17 protein-coding genes, 1 tRNA gene and 1 pseudogene are annotated in these 19,061 nt (G+C 34.6%); 4 read left to right on the top strand and 15 right to left on the bottom strand.

What is annotated here, in order from left to right:
* Nucleotides 1-28 precede the first annotated feature (28 nt).
* Both ruvX and ACICPZ_RS03765 read right to left on the bottom strand, forming a co-directional pair.
* Entirely contained in the window at nt 29-496 is a 468-nt protein-coding gene (gene ruvX / locus ACICPZ_RS03770) for a Holliday junction resolvase RuvX (protein ID WP_010082183.1), read from the bottom strand.
* Nucleotides 497-798: 302 nt separating this feature from the next.
* Nucleotides 799-984: a hypothetical protein gene (locus tag ACICPZ_RS03765; RefSeq protein WP_138264918.1), complete on the bottom strand. Its 186-nt coding sequence runs from the start codon at nt 982-984 to the stop codon at nt 799-801.
* 694 nt (nt 985-1,678) lie between these two features.
* Here ACICPZ_RS03765 and gatB point away from each other — a divergent pair.
* The 3 genes from gatB (at nt 1,679) to ACICPZ_RS03750 (ending at nt 6,266) form a co-directional block, all read left to right on the top strand.
* Nucleotides 1,679-3,103: an Asp-tRNA(Asn)/Glu-tRNA(Gln) amidotransferase subunit GatB gene (gene gatB, locus ACICPZ_RS03760; RefSeq protein WP_264373886.1), complete on the top strand. Its 1,425-nt coding sequence runs from the start codon at nt 1,679-1,681 to the stop codon at nt 3,101-3,103.
* A gap of 132 nt (nt 3,104-3,235) precedes the next feature.
* Entirely contained in the window at nt 3,236-5,116 is a 1,881-nt protein-coding gene (locus ACICPZ_RS03755) for a hypothetical protein (RefSeq protein WP_395462143.1), read from the top strand.
* A gap of 61 nt (nt 5,117-5,177) precedes the next feature.
* Nucleotides 5,178-6,266, top strand: coding sequence for an IS481-like element ISWpi2 family transposase (locus ACICPZ_RS03750; protein WP_264373697.1), 1,089 nt, complete (start codon nt 5,178-5,180; stop codon nt 6,264-6,266).
* A gap of 32 nt (nt 6,267-6,298) precedes the next feature.
* On the opposite strand, the pseudogene ACICPZ_RS03745 reads toward ACICPZ_RS03750, so the two are convergent.
* The 6 genes and pseudogenes from ACICPZ_RS03745 to ACICPZ_RS03720 form a co-directional block, all read right to left on the bottom strand.
* Nucleotides 6,299-6,421: pseudogene (locus ACICPZ_RS03745) on the bottom strand (DedA family protein); the annotation flags it as partial.
* 6 nt (nt 6,422-6,427) lie between these two features.
* Nucleotides 6,428-7,801 carry a cysteine--tRNA ligase gene (cysS, locus tag ACICPZ_RS03740; protein ID WP_264373889.1) on the bottom strand — a complete coding sequence of 458 codons (1,374 nt, stop codon included), beginning with the start codon at nt 7,799-7,801 and terminating at the stop codon, nt 6,428-6,430.
* Nucleotides 7,794-8,450: an exopolysaccharide biosynthesis protein gene (locus ACICPZ_RS03735; RefSeq protein ID WP_010962396.1), complete on the bottom strand. Its 657-nt coding sequence runs from the start codon at nt 8,448-8,450 to the stop codon at nt 7,794-7,796. The genes cysS and ACICPZ_RS03735 overlap by 8 nt, the downstream gene beginning before the upstream one ends.
* A 90-nt stretch (nt 8,451-8,540) precedes the next feature.
* Complete coding sequence (locus ACICPZ_RS03730) at nt 8,541-9,197, bottom strand: exopolysaccharide biosynthesis protein (RefSeq protein ID WP_010962397.1); 657 nt, start codon at nt 9,195-9,197, stop codon at nt 8,541-8,543.
* Between the two features lie 166 nt (nt 9,198-9,363).
* Entirely contained in the window at nt 9,364-9,531 is a 168-nt protein-coding gene (locus tag ACICPZ_RS03725; RefSeq protein ID WP_006013840.1) for a twin-arginine translocase TatA/TatE family subunit, read from the bottom strand.
* A gap of 128 nt (nt 9,532-9,659) precedes the next feature.
* Nucleotides 9,660-10,433, bottom strand: coding sequence for an ABC transporter ATP-binding protein (locus ACICPZ_RS03720; RefSeq protein ID WP_006280146.1), 774 nt, complete (start codon nt 10,431-10,433; stop codon nt 9,660-9,662).
* A gap of 147 nt (nt 10,434-10,580) precedes the next feature.
* On the opposite strand from ACICPZ_RS03720, the gene ACICPZ_RS03715 reads away from it, so the two are divergent.
* Nucleotides 10,581-10,657, top strand: a tRNA-Arg gene (locus ACICPZ_RS03715).
* Between the two features lie 101 nt (nt 10,658-10,758).
* Here ACICPZ_RS03715 and uvrC read toward each other — a convergent pair.
* The 7 genes from uvrC to ACICPZ_RS03680 all read right to left on the bottom strand — a co-directional run bounded on the left by uvrC (nt 10,759) and on the right by ACICPZ_RS03680 (nt 18,997).
* The gene (gene uvrC, locus ACICPZ_RS03710; protein WP_209473218.1) at nt 10,759-12,576 is read right to left on the bottom strand and encodes an excinuclease ABC subunit UvrC; all 1,818 of its coding nucleotides are present in this window, start codon (nt 12,574-12,576) and stop codon (nt 10,759-10,761) included.
* Nucleotides 12,560-14,677: a glycine--tRNA ligase subunit beta gene (gene glyS / locus ACICPZ_RS03705; protein WP_264374139.1), complete on the bottom strand. Its 2,118-nt coding sequence runs from the start codon at nt 14,675-14,677 to the stop codon at nt 12,560-12,562. The genes uvrC and glyS overlap by 17 nt, the downstream gene beginning before the upstream one ends.
* 3 nt (nt 14,678-14,680) lie before the next feature.
* Nucleotides 14,681-15,520 (bottom strand): glycine--tRNA ligase subunit alpha, encoded by an 840-nt coding sequence (locus ACICPZ_RS03700; RefSeq protein ID WP_264373892.1) that lies wholly within the window; start codon nt 15,518-15,520, stop codon nt 14,681-14,683.
* A gap of 44 nt (nt 15,521-15,564) precedes the next feature.
* Nucleotides 15,565-16,323: a phosphatidylglycerophosphatase gene (locus ACICPZ_RS03695; RefSeq protein ID WP_182364786.1), complete on the bottom strand. Its 759-nt coding sequence runs from the start codon at nt 16,321-16,323 to the stop codon at nt 15,565-15,567.
* A gap of 146 nt (nt 16,324-16,469) precedes the next feature.
* Complete coding sequence (gene hemB, locus ACICPZ_RS03690; protein WP_264373893.1) at nt 16,470-17,465, bottom strand: porphobilinogen synthase; 996 nt, start codon at nt 17,463-17,465, stop codon at nt 16,470-16,472.
* Nucleotides 17,458-18,483, bottom strand: a complete 1,026-nt coding sequence (gene nuoH, locus ACICPZ_RS03685; protein ID WP_264373894.1) for an NADH-quinone oxidoreductase subunit NuoH — start codon at nt 18,481-18,483, stop codon at nt 17,458-17,460. Before nuoH ends, hemB begins: the two co-directional genes overlap by 8 nt.
* Nucleotides 18,467-18,997, bottom strand: a complete 531-nt coding sequence (locus ACICPZ_RS03680) for a hypothetical protein (RefSeq protein ID WP_264329784.1) — start codon at nt 18,995-18,997, stop codon at nt 18,467-18,469. Before ACICPZ_RS03680 ends, nuoH begins: the two co-directional genes overlap by 17 nt.
* Nucleotides 18,998-19,061 lie beyond the last annotated feature (64 nt).

Raw genomic sequence — 19,061 nt, 5'->3', positions numbered from 1 at the left:
AGTTTGAAGATTTCCAGATCTGGAAAAACTATTTGATTGTATTTATCTTGTCTAACGTTCGTTGCAAAATAATACATGCGGAGATTTTATCATCTATTTTTTTCGATTTTGTGATTGATATTCCAGTAATTTTTAGTGTATGAGTTGCGATAGATGTTGAGAAGCTTTCGTCTTGTAAGTATATATTTACTTTATATTTTTTTATTATTTTATTTGCGAATTGGATTATAGTTTTACACCATTTAGTTTCTTGCTCGTCCATTTTTAATGGTAGTCCTATTACCATTGATCCAGATTCATTTTCTTTGAATATTCTATGCAGATAACCTAAATCTTTGCTCATATTTTTTCTGTGATATATGCTATGAGCTGTGGCTATGAGCTGTGTTTTATCGCTAAATGCTATGCCTATTTGCTTTTCTCCCATGTCAAGGCACATTATGCGCTTATCTTTTGGAATAGACTTTAGAAACTCATCTGGATTTCTATGTAGCATCTATTAGACTTCCTTTAAAGTGACCTTACCAAAAAAGTGGAGAGAAAGTTAAGAAAATTTTTTACAAAAAGAATAATGAATCAAATTGCTCAGGAATGCAATAGACTTCTTGCATAACCCAAACTAAGTAGAAAAAAGGTATCATCTAAGTAGCTGACACTGGTTTCCATCCAAAAGGGCAGTGCCCCTATGATGTCATTCCAGTGCTTGACACTGGAATCCAGACTTTAATTGTTATACTTGTAAATAAGTCTGGTGAGAATAGACGTTCATCTCAAATGCAGTATTTTTGTTGAAATAGCTCAACTGGATTCCAGCGTCACGCGCTGGAATGACACCTTTGTGTTTGCATAGCTGTACGAACATTGTGATTTGAGAGCAATCTCCACAAGGGAGGATGTCATTCCAGTGCCCAGACACTGGAATCCAGGAAAAAGAATGGTGTCATCCAAGTAGCTGACACTGGGATCCAGAAGACTTAATTTCAACCAAATAATAAAGGCTGGATCCCAGTGCTTGGCACTGGAATGACAGCAATCCTACGTCATACCGCGATTCATTCGCGGTATCTCGGCCGCTAACAAGTAGCGGGATGACGGTTATCGTTTAGCTACAGACATTAAGAAATTTACCAAACGAAAAAAAAGGCAAAAGAAGCCCCGTGGTTGGCTAATTACTTACATTATACTTTCAAGTATGGCGTTTTTTTATTCTAAACACTTAATAACCGCGATTCAGTTGCTTTTAAACCGCAACTAATCTAAATTAGAAACATTAAGAAATTTACTAAACAGAAAAAAAGGCAAAAGAAACCCTAGGGTAGCTAGTTATTCACTATCCATTTTTTAAGTTGGCGTTTTTTTATGTTTTAAACGCTTTATAAGCGCGTTTCAGCTTATGTAGGTAGAAGTTTTATAAAGACATAAGGTGCACATAGTGCAAAAAATTAAACATGAGACGCCAGATACGTGAGTTTTTTTGTCATTTAATCTGTACAGAGAAGATAAATAAATAGCTTCAATTTTATGATAAGAGGGCTGGCGAAGCTTGTCAAGTAATCTTTTGCATTTAACCCGTTTCTATGGGTAAAACAATCTGCATACCACTTAGCTAACATGAGTTTTGTTTTGACTTTTTGTGCTAATTTTGCAGAATATTAAGATTATCATTTAAATAAAATACATGACGAAAGAGGATTGGGAAGCGGTAATTGGGCTTGAGGTACACGCTCAAGTTTCTTCTAATACGAAGCTATTTTCTAGCTCATCAACGGAATTTGGTGCTGAGCATAACACTCAAGTTTCTCTAGTTGATGCGGCAATGCCAGGTACGCTGCCAATACTAAATTATTACTGCATAGAGCAAGCAATACGCACTGGTCTTGCACTTTCTGCAGAAATTAATAAGTATTCTTACTTTGATCGGAAAAATTATTTTTATCCCGATTTACCGCAAGGTTACCAGATAACCCAGTTTTTTGAGCCGATAGTTAAAAACGGTAGAGTATTTATCAACGACAATGAAAAAGAAATAAGAATTGCGAGAATTCATTTAGAGCAAGATGCAGGAAAGAGCGTTCATGAGGAAAGCAGAACTTATGTAGAGTTAAATCGTGCAGGGGTTGCTTTAATGGAAATTGTTTCAGAGCCAGATCTCCGTTCATCTGCGGAAGCTGCAGAATGCATGAAAAAATTGAGGCAGATTTTGCGTTACATTGGTTCATGTGATGGTGATATGGAAAAGGGATCACTTCGTTGTGATGCAAATGTTTCTGTCCGCCTAAAAGGCAGTAGTACATTTGGCACTCGTTGTGAGATAAAAAATCTGAACTCGATACGTTATATTGTGCAAGCTATAGACTATGAAATACAAAGACAAATTGAAATTTTAGAAAGTGGAGAAGAAATAAGTCAAGATACCTTATTATTTGATGTTGCTTTGGGAAAAACAAAAGTGATGAGAAGCAAAGAGGATGCAAGCGACTATAGATACTTCCCTGAGCCTGATTTATTACCTGTTGAGGTAAGCCAGGATAAAATTGATTTAATTCAATCATCTTTGCCCGAGTTGCCAGATCAAAAAAAGCTGCGATACATTGAGGAATTGGGTATCAATGAATACGATGCAAACGTCATTACCTCCGATAAAGCAATTGCTGATTATTTTGAGGAATTGATAAAAAAACATGATTCAAAGCTCGCGGTTACCTGGTTAACTGTAGAGCTTTTTGGTCGTTTGAATAAAGCAGGTATTGATATTGTGAGCTCCCCAATCAAAGCAAATGCTTTGTCAGAACTCTTAGATTTTATCGTTGATGGAACAATCTCTGCTAAACTTGGTAAACAAGTATTCGATAGTATGTTTGAAACTGGCAAACCTGCATCTTTAATTATAGAAGAGCAGGACCTAAAGCAAATAACCGATAGAGGTCAAATAGCAGAAGTTATCGACACAATCATCAATAACAACCAAGATAGGGTTCAAGAATACAAAAGCGGTAAAACAAGATTATACGGATTCTTTGTTGGCGAAGTTATGAAATCCACCAAGGGAAAAGCCAGCCCTGATGTTGTGAATTCAATTTTGAGTGAAAGATTAAGTAATTAGTCACATTTTTTTATTTACATAACAGCACATCTCGTAGATATTCTCAGATTTACGCTACGATATCTTTATCTCATGACATATAACTTTTTTACCATTTGTTGGTACTATTTTTAAAATTATGTGAGGTTGAGGATGCTTGAAACTTATCCTGTTTGGGGGTCAAAATGCTCTCGCCATGGTATTGACTATCAAGAGTTGTGGCTCATATTATTTCTCATGCGTGTGATGGATAAAAAATGTCCTTTCCGCCTAGCTACAGAATTGAAGTCAGCTGCAGGCTTTGATGATGTTGTTCTCCAATGTAAGCAAAATAAAACAACAATACATAGGTTTGTGCAAGTCAAACACAAACAAGATGGAACTGAAAAAATCAGTGTAGGTAGCTTATTGACAAAGAGTAGTGAGTTTAACTTGTTAAAATATTTTATTGCTTATTTAAAAATCAAAAGTAATGGAAAGTTCAAGGGTGAAATGAAGTATTTTGCTATTGTTACAAATATTGATTTTGATTTTACAGATTCAGCACAACACGAAGTGAGAAAGCTAAGAATGATGTCGAGTGGAAAGAATAAAGAAAAGGAAATTTCAGTTATAAGGGTAGATATACAAGATGAATTTCTGGATGTAGGCGATGGTGCAAGATATAGAATTAATGATTCAGACGGTAGTATTGCTCAATACTTAGAGCAAAATATGGATTTTATAAAGGGTAAGGTAGGTAGAGAAGTCAGTGATAAAGAAGTCGAAGACTTTTTAAATGAATTAGTGTTTGCGGTTAATTTGCCCAATGAAAGTCAGCTAAAAGAATTGTTTAAAGGTGAGATGAGTGGTAGATTGGCCAAAAAGTTCGGCTATGTTGGTGACAATGAAATCTTTTGCAATGACCTTCTGGAGAAAATATCAGATTGGGTGAAAGATATAAAAGGACGTTTTCTTTCGCCAGAAGAAGGAAAAGAATTTTTCCAAAAAGTGGAGCTATGGGCCAGCACTCTATGTGGGATAGAACGAGGGGTAAAGAAAGGGAATAAAGGAATTGATAAAATAGCAAAACAACAGCGTAAGGATAGTAAAACACTGAATGAAATACATGCAGCTGTAACAGCGCAAAATAACAAGCAGAGGCCCCATAAGAAACCTTATGGTCCTCGTGACAAAAAATCGAAAGCGAGAGAAGAAGGAGATATAGAAGAATTAGATGAATTTGATGAAATAGAAGCTTTAGAATTTGTTAAAAGGGCTTTGAATATAGAAAACAATTTACAGAATAAGGAAATAAAAAAGCTGGCACAGGAACTACAATATTCCCAATTGGCTTTAAAACTAGCGGTTACATATATTAGTGAAGAAAATATTGTATTTAGTCATAGGGGTAGAAAAAGGATTAGAGTTGGTGGCTATCTGAAAAAGTGTGAAAAGATAGCAGAGAAGCTACTTGACTTTAAGTCCGAATATAAAAGTGATCGTTATGCTAAGGCAACTTTCATAACTTGGAAAATTACAATTGATGCCATAGTGCAAAAAAAATTTGGGCCGGAAGCATTGAGCATTCTCGAGATAATGGCCTATTTTTCTCCTAATGAGATTTATATAGAAGAAATCTTTTCACAGCAAGTAGCTAATGATAAAGAAGCGTTGTGGAATGCTGTTGAGTTACTTAATCGATATTCAATGATTAAATTAAGGAAAGGAGTAGTAAATATTTACAGACTAGTGCAAAAGGTGACTAGATTAAAATTACAAGAGAAAGGCCGAGAAGAAGAGGTCTTAAGGAAAGCTCTAGAATTGATAAACAGTTATGATGTATTAATAGATAATTCTATTGTTGCATCTGTTTGGGGATATGTGAGTAAGTATGGTGAGTTAATTGACGAATTTTACTTTAATCCTATTTATGGTAGATGGAAATATACGCCGTTGCATTCACTTGCCGAAAGTGGCAGTTATGAGGCAGTTAGGTGCGTATTAACACATATGGAAGAAAAACACCCAGATAAATTTAATTGTATTAAATAAGACTTGACCTGACACTTTAAAAAAGTAAGTTAAAAATAATAAAAATAAAGGAGTGTTAGATATGAGTACAATACAGACAAAAATATTAAAACCAAAGCTAGGATTATTAGAACTAGCAAAACAACTAGGAAATGTGTCTCAAGCATGCAAAGTGATGGGATACTCAAGAGATACATTTTATCGCTTTAAGGAGTTATATGAAAATGGAGGAGAGGAAGCATTACATGAAATAAGTAAGAAAAAACCGCTATTAGCAAACAGAGTTTCCGACGATATAGAAAGAGCAGTGATTAGTATAGCAACAGAATTTCCAGCATATGGGCAAGAAAGAGCTGCAAATGAACTGAGAAAAAGAGGTATAATAATTTCTCAGGGAGGAGTAAGGTCTGTATGGCTAAGAAATGACCTTGAAACTCTCAAAAAGAGACTTAAAGCACTAGAGACAAAAGTAGCTCAAGACGGAATCATTTTAACTGAAGAACAACTTGCAGCTTTAGAAAAAGTGAAAGAACAAAGGGAAGCTCATGGTGAAATTGAGACGCAACATCCAGGTTATTTGGGTTCTCAAGATACCTATTATGTGGGCAATATCAAAGGTATAGGGCGCATTTATCAGCAAACTTTTGTTGATACTTATTCCAGAGTTGCAATGGTTAAACTTTACACGGACAGAACAGCTATTACAGCTGCAGATCTTCTCAACGATAGAGTTATTCCATTTTTTGATGAGCAGAAAATTCCATTATTACGCATTTTAACTGATAGGGGTACGGAGTATTGTGGCAAGCCCGAAAATCACGCTTATCAGCTTTATTTGGGCATAGAAAACATCGATCATTCTAGAACTAAAGCCAACTCTCCACAGACTAATGGCATATGTGAAAGGTTTCATAGAACCATGCAAGATGAGTGTTACAATATCATCTTTAGAAAGAAAATCTACAGTTCTTTGGAAGATCTACAGATTGATGTTGATCATTGGTTGCGTTCTTATAATGAGACAAGACCTCACTCGGGTAAATATTGCTATGGCAAAACGCCTATGCAAACTTTTCTTGATAGCAAATATATTGCTTTTCAGAAAAATATTAGTAGCATTACACAAGAGCCTGATATTAGTTTTGACTACCTCAATTCTTCTGTCAGTTAATTCTTGTCTGTCAGATCAAATCTTGTCTTTTACATCAGTAGTGGAGTGTGATACGACCTGAAATAAAGCATGGTATTGAACACAAAACCTTGATGTATGGGTAAGACTAATGATGATACTAGACTATCTGTGAATAACAGAAAGTAATTTTCCATATGAGTTTACCAGGTTGTTGTACCATCTTCATTGTCAGAAATTGTAATCCCCATTTGTTTCAACTGATTTCTTATTTTGTCTGCAGTATCGTAATTTTTATTTTTTTTTGCAATTTTTCTTAAGTCTATCAACCTTTCTATTTCTTGATGATTTACATCCACAGCAAACCACTTTTCATAACTTGACTCAAGAAGACCAATAAATCTGGCACTTTTAACAAAACTCTCAGTTAATTTAAGCTTCTCATTTTCATTACTCGTTTTATTAATTTTTGTAGCCATTTCATGTAATATAGCTAGAGCTTCAGGAATGTTTAAGTCGTTTTTTAAAGCGTCTATAAAATCTTTAGAAATCTCTGCGTTACTTTCATCAATATTCGTTATATCTAAACCACGTAATAACCGATAAAATTTGTTTAAGGTTTCCTGTGCATCAGAAATAACGTTTTCTGTCCAATCAAGTGGTTTTCTGTAGTGAGTTTTGAGCAGTGCATAGCGTATTACTTCACCCTTTATTCCACTATCTAGCAAATCTCTTACTTTGACTATATTAAATAAGGACTTGCTCATTTTTTCTTCATTTACTGTAAGAAAGCCGTTATGTATCCAGTATTTTGCAAACATTGATCCAGCAAATGCAGACTTACTCTGTGCAATTTCATTTTCATGGTGAGGAAATTGTAAATCTATGCCGCCACCATGAATATCAAAATCTTTGCCAAGGTAAGCATATGACATTGCTGAGCATTCTATATGCCATCCAGGCCTGCCCTCTCCCCATGGGCTATCCCAATAACTTGAAAGTTTGTAGTCAATATCACTTGCAGGCTTCCACAGCACAAAATCTCCCGGGTGCTTTTTATTTTCATTAACTTCAACTCTGCTACCTGGAACCAATTCATCAGTTTTTTTTCCTGATAAAGCACCATATTCATGGTAAGATTCTATATTAAAATACACGTGTTTGTCAGATTCATAAGCGTGGCCTGATTGCAGCAAATGTTCAATTAATTTTATAATATAATCTACGTTTTCCGTTGCTTTTGGTTCGTATGTTGGTTTTTTACAATTTATGCTTTCCATATCATCATGAAAAGCTTTAATGTAATATGTGGTTATACTTTCTATGTTGCTATTTTTTTCACTTGCTGCATTAATTATCTTATCATCAATGTCGGTTATGTTACGCACATAGGTAACTTTGCCATAACAAAACTTAAGTAGCTGAAATAACACATCATACACAACAACAGACCGTGCATTGCCTATATGTGCTGTGTCATATACTGTTGGTCCGCAAACATACATTTTCACATGATCTTTATCGATAGGTGTAAAAAGCTCCTTTTTTTTTGTTAAGGTGTTGTAAAGCCTAACCATATACGAAGCTTTTGAGAAAAGAAAATGCCCCAATGATAAGTTGTGGCCCTTTGACTACTACAACAAGAGTAAGCAATAACCCACACAATGATATTAAAACTCCCAATATGGATAGAAACCCATCTTTACTCATAATGCCAAGCGAAATAAGAGTCGTACCAATTGCAGGAATGAAGTTAGTAAGAGGCAATGGAAGAGCTATCGATAATGCAGAAAGCAACATTACAAAAGCTAAAATCTTTTCACCGGGCCCATAGAAAATAAAAGACATTCTTGGTTTCATGAACTTTTCTATTTTTTTTAATGCTGGAGAAGTTTTCTCTACCACAAAAGCTAGTGTTGAACGCTGAAAAGACCTTCTTTCCAACCAATGCGGCATCCAAGGAGAATCAAATCCAAATAGAAGCTGCAGTGAGAATAAGATTAAAGGTATAGAAAGAATAGTTGTATAACCAGGTGGAACCGGTATAGGCACCGATAGCGGCAAGGAGAAGATGATTATTAAAATACCAAAACCACGCTCATGCAAAGCTGTTTTAATGTCAAACAAAGTTACTTTATCGCTATCATTGTTATTGGTATCTGCAACTTCTTTTAGAATATCAGAAGCTAATTTATCACTTTTAGTCAACTTATCATTTTTTGACACGAAAAACCTTTGATAAAAATAATTCTTAACACAATTATTGTTTTATTTCAATATGCATTATTCATTTTGCGCTAGTAATTCGTTCTTTTGTTAAAGTGTTGTAAAGCTTTTAAGAAGAGAAAGTGCTCCGGTTATAAGTTGTGGTCCTTTGACTATTACAACAAGAGTAAGCAACAACGCGCACAATGATACTAAAACTCCCAATATGGATAGAAACCCGTCTTTACTCATAATGCTAAGTGAAATAAGAGTTGTGCCAATTGCAGGAAGGAAGTGAGTAAAAGGTAATGGAAGAGCTATTATTATTGCACAAAGCAACATCATAAAAGCCAGAATCTTCTCACCAGGCCCATAGAAAATGAAAGACAGTCTTGGCTTCATGAATTTTTCTATTTTTTCTAATACAGGGGAAGTTTTCTCTACCACAAGAGCTAGTGTTGAACGCTGAAAAGATCTTCTTTCTAGCCAACTGGGCATCCAAGGAGAATCAAATCCAAATAGAAGCTGCAGTGAGAATAAGATTAAAGGTATAGAAAGAATAGTTGTATAACCAGGTGGAACCGGTATAGGCACCGATAGCGGCAAGGAGAAGATGATTATTAAAATACCAAAACCGCGCTCATGCAAAGCTGTTTTAATGTCAAACAAAGTTACTTTATTGCTATCATTGTTATTGGTATCTGCAACCTCTTTTAGAATATCAGAAGCTAGTTTTTTATCTTTAGTTAGTTTCTCACTTTTTTGCACAATTATCCTTTAATAAAATATTCCTCTTAAGCTAACATAGTTGTTGCTGTATTTCAATATTTGTTATTTATTTCATACCAACACTTCATCTCTTTCATTCTTTAACCTGACTAAGTTTTTAAACAGATGACATGCACTAAGGTGCATGTCACGAAGTATGAGGACGCTAACGATCTGGTTCATTAGACGATAATTTTTCTGAGTCCTTAAGCTCCTGTTTAAGGTTTTTGATGCCTTTTCCTAAATCACCCATAACTTGCGGTAATCTGCCTGCACCAAACAGAACTAAAATTATTATTAAGACTAGAAACAATTGCCATGGTCCTAAACTCATTTTCACCTCCATTTAAAATATTGACCTTTAAATATTAAAACTTGACTGAAGTCAAGTAACACATAGATTATATCACCTTTATTTAATTATAAATCAAGGTTTTTTAATTATTTTATAACAATCCCAAACTAGATTATTTTCTTGCAGCGAATAAGTGGAAACTTTTCGCTTAACTGTAGAGTAGAAGAGAGCTCACTAAAAAACTTTGCTAGCGTATCATCTTTAGGCTTATGGTATATATCGCTAGAAACTCCTGATTGAATAATTTTACCATTTTTCATTACGTAGATAAAATCTGCAACTTTCAATGCTTCTTGCGGGTCATGAGTTACCATTAGCACAGGGATATTTTTACTTCTAAAAAGGGACAATATATGTTGTCTTATTCGGCACTTGAGCAGTATATCTAAATTAGAAAATGGTTCATCTAACAACACAACATCAGGGTTTTGTGCCATCACTCTTGCTATTGCAACTAATTGTTGCTGTCCTCCAGATAAGGCGTTAGGGTACATATTTTCATATTTTTCTATATTGAGTAACTTCAAGATTTCCAATGCAATTAGGTGCTTTTCTCTCTTGGAAGAGCTGCGGATAGCAAAGGTTATATTTTCTACTACTGTTTTATGAGGAAATAATGCAGAATGCTGAAAAATCAATCCGATATTTCTATGCTCTATAGCGACTGATGCCTTATTACTTGCAACTAACCTATCATTTATAAAAATAGTTCCAGATTTTGGATTTTCTATCCCCGCAATTAATTTCAAAATTGTTGACTTGCCACAGCCAGAATGCCCCAATAAACATGCAACATTTCCTTTCTTTACTTTAATGTTTATATTGCTTAAAGCAAAGTCGTTTTGATTGTTATAGAAATAACCAATATTGTTAACTAGCATTAATCTTACTTAAACCATGTTATTAAATATAATAGCATTATACTCAAGAAGTACAGAAATGTTTTTTGTCGTCATAAATTGGTTATGCAAGAAATCTAGAAAAGAAAGGATTTTTTGCTATAACTTTACATGAATGGTAGGAAATACGGGACTATAGCTCAGCAGGATAGAGCGTTGGACTCCTAATCTGAAGGTCGTGCGTTCGAATCGCACTAGTCCCACCACATTGCTTCACAAATTTTATGGAGATTTTTTTTCACAAATACGCACACCTTTTTTTGCGGTTTTAAGATATAAATTCCCTAATAATAAAACGGGTTTTGTGTCATTCCAGTACTCCTCTCTTATAATTTACGTGTTTAAGAATAACTTCTGCTAAACCTTTACTAATTCCAGGTATGTTTTGAATTTCAGCCAGAGAAGCTTTGCTTATATTTTTCACTGAACCAAAATAAGACATCAACGCTTTTTTTCTTTTGTTGCCAATGCCGGGTATTTTGCTTAATTGTGAAACTATAAACTGTTTATCGCGTTTTTTTCTATGTGAAGTTATCGCAAAACGGTGGGCTTCATTACGCAGCGATTGTAAGTAAAGCATGACTTTGCTGTCATTTGCCAGACTGAATTCTTCCCTGCCCAGCATATAAAATCTTTCATTTCCTGCGTTACGATCAGGACCTTTTGCCATACAAGCAAAAGGAACGTTTATATTCAATACTTCCAGTACATTCTGTACTATGGAAACATGTCCTGGTCCACCATCAATCAGTAAAAAATCAGGTATTATGCCTTTTATATTGCCGGAGAAACGTCTGGTTAGCACTTCCCTCATCATTTTATAGTCATCGCCTGAAAATTTTTCCTTTATAGTAAATTTTCTGTACTCACTTTTTAAAAAACCCTCCTGCCCTGCAACAACCATTACACCAATTTGTTGGTTTCCAAATATATGGCTATTGTCATAAACCTCAATACGCTTTGGAATATTTGGTAACAAGAAGATTTTGCTAAGCTCCTCAAGCTTTTCTAGGTTATTTCTATAATCGATAAGCTTCTGCTCTAAGCTATGCTGAGAGTTATCATAAACAAATTTCAATAAATCACGCTCTTTTTTATTCTTTGCATGCAGAACTTTTACTGGCTTTTGAGCAACCTTATATAGTGCTTGTTCTATAATTTCCTTATCCACAATAGAATCTGGAACGTAAATTTGTATTGGAGGTATGTTAGCTGAATTATAAAAATTGACCAAAAAGGTGGATAAAATTTCATCATTTGAGTGATCACCACAGTTCTCGGCAAAGTAAGGAGTGCTGCCGTAGTTGTCTTTATTTCTGAACGATAACACACTAATACATGCTAGATCCTCTTCACGTACAATACTGAAGAAATCTGCATCTTTTTCAAAAGAAAAATCCGTGTGCTGTATTTGAATTTGCTCAAGAAACTTTACCCGATCTCTATATATAGCAGCAAGCTCATAGTTTTCTTCACTGCTGCACTTTCTCATTGTGAAAAGTAACTGTTCTTTCACTTCCTTATTTCTTCCAAGCAATGTATTTCGTGCCTGTTTTACTGATTGGCAGTAGTCGTCTTTTGTGATTTTGTTTATGCATGGTGCTGAGCAGCGCTTAATTTGATATTCAATACATGGTCTTTTTGTTGAGGAAAAGTATTGATCTGAACATACTCTTAGGAGAAAAGCTTTTTGCAATGACAATATAGTTTGCTTAACAGCAGCGGCAGATGTAAAGGGACCATAATAATGAAACTCATTTTTCTTAAATTTGCCTCTATATTTTGCTATTCTTGGATAATCGTGCTTGGAAATTGTTATATAAGGATAAAATTTTCCATCCTTGAGCACAATATTATAAAGTGGTTTCAATGATTTTATTAGCTGTGCTTCAAGAAGCAGTGCTTCGATTTCATTCTCAGTGATGAATATTTCAACCTTAATAACCTGTAAGAGCATAACTCTAATTCGTTCAGAAAGGTTTTCGAATTGAAGGTAGTCGGATAACCTTGACTTTAAGTTTTTTGCTTTTCCAACATATAAAACTTTATTCTTATCTCCAACCATCTTATACACGCCACAGGATTGTGGAGATGATTTGATTTGTTCTTTATATTGCCTGAGCATTTATCCATTGTTTAACCTGTATGAGGTTAAAATCTGCTACTAAATGAAAGATGGAAACTACATTTTCAAGCAAAGATAATCTGTTTCTTCTCAGCTTATCAGAATCACAGTTAATCTTTATACTGTCCATAAACTGATTGATAAACGGAGCAAAACCAGCAAGTTCATCAAGTGCTACATTAAAGTGGTTATTTTTTATCGCTTGTTTTATGTTTTTACAAGCAGTTATAGCACAATTTGATAGCGCAATTTCTTCACTTTCAATCAAAAACCTCTTACCGTAAGATGCACTATAAGTAGTGCCATCACTTTTCCTTGCTTTGCTCATCATGTTACTGACTCTTTTGTAAGTGCTTAGAATTTGTTCACCTTCTGGAGTACTAAGATAACGATCCAATATAACAGTTTGCTTTTCTGCTGTCAGCAGATCATTAATATCGATTTTATATAGTATTGAATCTACAACATCTTGCCTTATATCTCTATTTTTTAAAATAACCTTGAATCTTTCTAAGCAAAATCTAAATACTAGTTCTGAAATTTGTTTTCTATTCGGCTTATCAACTGACGCTGTATTTTTATTAAATAGAAGCCTTGAATATAAAGATACTGACTTGTCTATCATTAGCCTAATTGGAACATGCAAATTATTTTCAAGTATTGTCCTAATTATACCAATTGTCATTCTCCGCAAACCAAATTGATCATACGAACCAGAGATTTTCTCACCTGCTGCAATTAAACCAACTAAGCTATCCACTTTGTCTGCAATTGACACAGCAATTGCAGAAGGAGATTTAGGACACTCCTGCTCTGGCCCGATTGGCTTATAATGCTCAGTTATAGCTTCCACTATTTCTCTATCTTCTTGAAAATAAGAAGCATAATATCCACCCATTACTCCTTGTAATTCTGGAAACTCTCTTACTATCGATGTTGCCAAATCAGCTTTTGCCAAATATGCAGCACGTTCAACTTTTATCAGCGAAGCATGTGGAATAAATATAGCTATATACTTTGACAAAGCCGTAATACGCTTCACCTTTTCCCCCACGCTGCCAAGTGAAGCATGAAATAATATTGAACCTAATCTTTTGACATAATAATCTAGATTTTCCTTTTTATCTTGAGATATTAAAAATTGGGCATCAGCAAGACGTGCTTCTAATATTCTTTCGTGTCCTTTAACAACTTCACCATTGTTGACGTTGACAACAGTGACAAAGTGTGAAATTCTCTTTCCATTACTTAAAGCAAGGTATTTTTGTTGTGTATTAACTATACTAAGTATTACTTCCTTCGGTAATCCAAATGACTTTTCTTGATTCACTTCACCAAACAGTACGATTGGCCACTCTATAAGCCCTGTCAATTCATTTAGTAAATAATCATTTTTCTCAAGTTGTAAATTCTGCTCTTTTGTGAATTTATTAATCTGATCTAGTATAAATTGCTTTCTTTTGTCCATTTGGAGAATTACACTGTTTTTTTCTAGCAATTCAAAATAGTCTTTAGGTGTTTTAACAGTAAGCGCCGTACCACTTGAGAGAAATCGATGGCCATATGTTGTGTTAGATGCTGTAATCCCTGCAAAAGATACAGGTATTATTTCATCATTTAAAATGCATAAAATGTTTTTAATTGGCCTAACCCACCTTTCTTTTCCTTTGCCCCATCTCATACTTTTTGGCCAAGAGAAATTTTTTAATATTTCTCCTAGTTGATTTTTAAGAAACTCTTGAATGTTAAATGAGCAGCTTTCTCTTTTAATGAAGTAAAAATCCTCATTATTTACTTTTCGAACGAGCAAATCTTCTTCATTTTTCTGATATTTTCTTAAAAAACCTTCGATAGCACTTTTTGGTGCGTTAATGTTTGGTCCCTTAACTTCGTTATTGGAATCCTTTAGCTCCAAAGCATTTATGTTGTCGACAAATAGGGTAATGCGACGTGCCGTTACAAAAACCTCCATTGATGTAAATTTTACATTATTTTTGTTAAAAACATTGGCAATACAGCTCTTAACTTGAGTTGCAGCTACATTCTGCATTCTCGGTGGTATTTCTTCTGAAAGGCACTCAAATAATAACTGCAACGACATACGCTATTTACTCATGTACAATTCACAACATTTTTTTGTTAGCTCTCTAACTTTACCAATATAAGCTGTACGTTCATTCACACCAAGCACACCTCTTGCATCAAGCAGATTAAGTAGGTGACTAGTTTTAATACATTGGTCATAGGCTGCCATTGGTAGCTCCTTTTCAATAAGGAACTTACACAATTTTTCCGTATCTTCGAATTGCTGCTGTACCACTTTAGTATCATAATAATCTAATGCTAGATAAGAAAATTCATATTCTCTTTGTTTAAAAATATCTCCGTAAGTTACACCGTTATCGTTCCAAATTATATCGTAAACATTATCTACACCTTGTATGCACATTGCTAAACGTTCCAACCCATATGCCGCCTCACCAGGAATCATCTTGCAGTCAATCCCTCCAACTTGCTGTATATAAGTAAGCTGTGTTACTTCCATTCCATTGCATGTAACTTCCCATCCAAGTCCTGATGCACCAACACTTGGGTTTTCCCAATCATCTTCAACAAACTTAATATCATATTTTTCTGTAGATATGCCAAGAACTTTTAAGCTATCTAAATAGACGTCTTGTAAATTATTACCAGATGGCTTTATTATAACTTGATATTGGTGATGTTGATACAAACGATTAGGATTATCACTATAGCGCCCATCTGCTGGCCTAATTACTGGTTGTAGATATGCAATTTTTGCCAGTTTTGTATCAATTGCAGACATAATTGTTGCAGGATGTAATGTGCCAGCACCAACTTCAGATGTGTATGGGTGAAGTATAACACATCCTTCACTAGCCCAAAAATCTTGTAACTCTTTTATTATACTTTGTAAGTTCACACAAATTGCACACTTTTTATACTAAATATATAAATAAATAAGTACTATTCAATACCTATTTTTTTAACAGTATCATGTAAATAATCACCTAAAACTGCTGAACTTTCCCTCACATACTGAATTATGCTTTTATTTAGGACAATTGCATCATGCATAGTTAAATCGCAGAATATAAATGCTGTTAAATACAGTAAAATCACCGCATAAAATGTGTGAAAAATCCCCTCAAATGTAATTGACATTGCATTATTATAGCTGAGCTGTATTGAACTTATTGGCCATGGTTTTATCACTTCTACGACATTAAAAAATACGTAAGGTATCATAAGAAAAAAGAAAAAGTGCATAAAATCATTAAACCAAAATGGGCATTGAAACATCTGCTTACATATATTCCCATAGAGTTTACTTACAGCATAATAAATTGACATTATTGCTGGCATTGAAAGTGCTACAGTCAGTACTTGCCCTGACGCTATTTGTATTACTATTTCTTCACCACTGTTTGCTGAAGGGTCTTGAGCATGAAAAATAAATATTCCAATTAATTGCATTACTAACATAACTATTGCCAATTTTGTAAAAACAGCAGCTACAACTATTCCTGAGTCTGGCATTTTATATAGTAAGTATTCGCCTCCATATGTAAGAATTAATATAACATCGACAATAAATAATATTAAAAAAGAAGACCAATAGTTCTGCCAACTTGGTAAATATCCTATTCCTAAAAGAGAGCTTACTGTTTTAGCAGGAAAAACCTTGCCTAGCATCTTCCCCAAAAATTTAAAAAAAATCCCCATGTTCTAAGTAACACTTGGTTTATATTATTTATAATACTGTATTGTAACGGACTTATCAATAACTTAAAACATGTATTGGAAGATTTTAGGTAATATGCAGCAACAGTAGAAGAACGTGCGCCAAAAATTTAATAATTTTATAGGGCTTATGCACTTAAATTTTTTGCAATATCAAGTGCAGCGTAAGTGAATATTGCACTTGCACCCGCACGTTTGAAACCAATCAAAGATTCATAAATCACCTTGTCATAATCCAGCCAGCTATTATTTGCAGCAGCTTTTATCATTGCGTACTCACCGCTTACTTGGTAAGCAAAAATCGGAAAATTAAACTTATCACTTGCTGTTTTAATAATATCTAAATATGGCATACCTGGTTTAATCATAATAAAATCTGCACCTTCATTTATATCCATTTCAATTTCGCACATTGCTTCGTGCGCATTTTTATAATCCATTTGATAACCACTTTTGTCTATAGAATGTGATAGCCCACATGAACCAACGACTTGCCTGAATGGAGCATAGAAGCTAGAGCAGTATTTCACTGCATAAGATAATATTAATACGTCTTGAAAGTTGTTATCATCTAATGATTTTCTGATTCTTCCTATTCTACCATCCATCATATCAGAAGGAGCAACTATATCACATCCTGCTTTCGCTAAAGCAAACGCTTGCTTACACAGCACTGATATAGTTTCATCGTTTTCTACATCCATCTGATTATCTTTTAAAATGCCGTCATGGCCATGAATAGTGTATGGATCCAGTGCAACGTCTGCAATAATACCAATTTCAGGTACCTTTAATTTTACAGCACGGATTGCTTTGCAGATTAAGTTGTCAGAATTATATGCTTCCTCAGCGTTTTCAGATTTTAGTTTACTATCAACTACAGGAAAAATTGCAACAGCATTAATTCCTAAATCTTTAGCTTCCTTAACTATAGACACTAATCCATCTATTGAATAACACTTTACGCCTGGTAAGCCAGAAATTGGTTCAGTTGTTTCTTCTCTGTTATGAACAAACAGAGGAAGAACCAGATCATTTACTGATAAACTATTTTCACTTGTTAAATTGCGAACCCATTTGCTCGAGCGCCTGCGCCTTAATCTTGTATTTGGAAAATTAAACATTGGATCCAGGTAAATTCCCAGTAAAGAGCAACACCCCTGAAATGAGTATCACCCAAAGCACCGATATTGGCAGAAACACTTTCCAACCAAGGCGCATTAGCTGATCATATCGATAACGAGGTATTGTTGCTCTAATCCAAATAAATACGAATAAAAGTATAATTATCTTCAAAACGAACCAAATTAAACCTGGAATTTTATAAAGCAAACCAAGTTCTAACGGAGGATACCACCCTCCTAGAAAGAATATCGTCATCATAGCACTTGCTAAAATCATATTTGCATATTCTCCAAGAAAAAAGAGGGCAAAAGGCATGGATGAATATTCAACGTTATATCCAGAGACAAGCTCTGCTTCAGCTTCTGGTAAATCAAATGGGTGACGATTAGTTTCTGCAAGCAAAGAAATAAAAAATATTATTCCTATAGGCATTAGTAGCAAATCAACCCAAAATGGCATATTGTGTTTCGCTACCACCATCTCTCCAAGATTTAATGTTCCAGTGGTAATAACGACTGCAGCAATTATTAAGCCTATTGAAACTTCATATGAAATCATCTGAGCAGCCGACCGTATAGCGCCAAGGAATGCATAATTGGAGTTGCTTGACCAGCCTGCAATAATCACGCCGTATACTCCCAGCGACGATATAGCTAGCACGTAAAGCACTCCAACATTAATATTTGCTATAACCTTAGGAATAACTACTTGCTGGCCATTTTCTACAATTACTTCAGCACCAAACGGTATAACTGCCCAGGCAATTAATGCCAAGATAAAGGTAAGCATTGGAGCCATAATGAACAGTATGGTGCTCGCTCTAAATGGTATTATCGGCTCTTTAATCAGTAGCTTAATAGCATCTGCAAATGGCTGCAATAGCCCAAAAGGTCCAACTACACTCGGGCCGTGCCTTAGTTGAATTGCACCAATAACTTTACGTTCAAAGTACACCAAATATGCTACTGAAAGCAAAAGTGGAATGAGAAGAAAAATAATTTTAAATATTAAAGGCATACAACTCTAAACCAAAAAAGTAATTCATAATCGCCAAAATGAAGAATATAGCAAGCGCAGTAGATAAAGCAGATGATGTTATTAGAGTAAGAGCAGCAACCATATTCCGCAACCTACCATTTTCCGATTTAGCGTAGTAGCGCGATACGTACCAACTGAACAATATAAATGACATAATAATAACAATTATAATTATTGATAATCTAGAACTATCATACACCCCGCGTGAAACTATACCAGCTGTAGCACCACATACAGCTGCCACAATAATTTGCCTAAAAAGGTTAAACATATTCCATGAACTAGTATCTTTAATTTTAACATCATCACCTAATATGAATGAAAGTAAAAAAATCATGATTATTATTAACGGAAAATAACTCCATCCATCTTTAATAACTCCAGGAAATATACCACCTGCCAATATCAGTACATGAACAAATAATGTTACAATATCAGCGCGCAATTGTAGCAACGTATAAGGCTTACATTCTAAAATTGGATCCTTGTTCATTATTACTAAATTGGCTTTATGCTCAAAGTAAACCAAGACTGGCAGTAAAAAAGGCGTTAAAATA

It is taken from the genome of Wolbachia endosymbiont (group A) of Melitta haemorrhoidalis (genome assembly GCF_964273365.1).
Taxonomy (GTDB): domain Bacteria; phylum Pseudomonadota; class Alphaproteobacteria; order Rickettsiales; family Anaplasmataceae; genus Wolbachia; species Wolbachia pipientis.
This window is presented reverse-complemented; position numbering and strand designations above follow the sequence as displayed.

Excerpts from the sequence above, each read along its gene's own strand:
- ruvX (WP_010082183.1), bottom strand. The coding sequence starts at position 496 with ATGCTACATAGAAATCCAGATGAGTTTCTAAAGTCTATTCCAAAAGAT.
- gatB (WP_264373886.1), top strand. The coding sequence starts at position 1,679 with ATGACGAAAGAGGATTGGGAAGCGGTAATTGGGCTTGAGGTACACGCT.
- ACICPZ_RS03755 (WP_395462143.1), top strand. The coding sequence starts at position 3,236 with ATGCTTGAAACTTATCCTGTTTGGGGGTCAAAATGCTCTCGCCATGGT.
- ACICPZ_RS03750 (WP_264373697.1), top strand. The coding sequence starts at position 5,178 with ATGAGTACAATACAGACAAAAATATTAAAACCAAAGCTAGGATTATTA.
- cysS (WP_264373889.1), bottom strand. The coding sequence starts at position 7,801 with ATGGTTAGGCTTTACAACACCTTAACAAAAAAAAAGGAGCTTTTTACA.
- ACICPZ_RS03725 (WP_006013840.1), bottom strand. The coding sequence starts at position 9,531 with ATGAGTTTAGGACCATGGCAATTGTTTCTAGTCTTAATAATAATTTTA.
- ACICPZ_RS03720 (WP_006280146.1), bottom strand. The coding sequence starts at position 10,433 with ATGCTAGTTAACAATATTGGTTATTTCTATAACAATCAAAACGACTTT.
- uvrC (WP_209473218.1), bottom strand. The coding sequence starts at position 12,576 with ATGCTCAGGCAATATAAAGAACAAATCAAATCATCTCCACAATCCTGT.
- glyS (WP_264374139.1), bottom strand. The coding sequence starts at position 14,677 with ATGTCGTTGCAGTTATTATTTGAGTGCCTTTCAGAAGAAATACCACCG.
- ACICPZ_RS03695 (WP_182364786.1), bottom strand. The coding sequence starts at position 16,323 with ATGGGGATTTTTTTTAAATTTTTGGGGAAGATGCTAGGCAAGGTTTTT.
- hemB (WP_264373893.1), bottom strand. The coding sequence starts at position 17,465 with ATGTTTAATTTTCCAAATACAAGATTAAGGCGCAGGCGCTCGAGCAAA.
- nuoH (WP_264373894.1), bottom strand. The coding sequence starts at position 18,483 with ATGCCTTTAATATTTAAAATTATTTTTCTTCTCATTCCACTTTTGCTT.
- ACICPZ_RS03680 (WP_264329784.1), bottom strand. The coding sequence starts at position 18,997 with ATGAACAAGGATCCAATTTTAGAATGTAAGCCTTATACGTTGCTACAA.